Consider the following 420-nt stretch of genomic DNA (forward strand, 5'->3'; position numbering starts at 1 on the left):
GATGCGGGTTACCCTGGCCGGCCTTGGCCTCACCACCACCGTGCGGGTGGTCAACCGGGTTCATGGCAGCACCACGAACGGTCGGGCGGACGCCGCGCCAACGCTTGGCACCGGCCTTGCCCAGCTTTTCCAGGCTGTGCTCGTCGTTGCCGACTTCGCCGATGGTGGCGCAGCACTCGACCGGAACCTTGCGCATTTCACCCGAGCGCAGGCGCAGGGTGGCGTAGATGCCTTCGCGAGCCACCAGCTGCACGGCCGCACCAGCGGCGCGAGCGATCTGAGCGCCCTTGCCCGGCTTCAGCTCGATGCAGTGGATGGTGGTGCCGACCGGGATGTTGCGCAGCGGCAGGGTGTTGCCGGCCTTGATCGGGGCGTCCGAACCAGCGATCACCTGATCACCGGCCTTCAGGCCCTTCGGGG

Annotated in this window: 1 protein-coding gene; it reads right to left on the minus strand. The window is 68.6% G+C overall.

What is annotated here, in order from left to right:
- Window positions 1-420 (minus strand): 50S ribosomal protein L2 (rplB, locus tag D7X55_RS46885; RefSeq protein WP_121725783.1); only part of this gene is annotated, 420 nt, incomplete at both ends.

Source organism: Corallococcus sp. AB049A (assembly GCF_003668885.1).
In the GTDB taxonomy this organism is placed as follows: Bacteria; Myxococcota; Myxococcia; order Myxococcales; family Myxococcaceae; genus Corallococcus; species Corallococcus interemptor.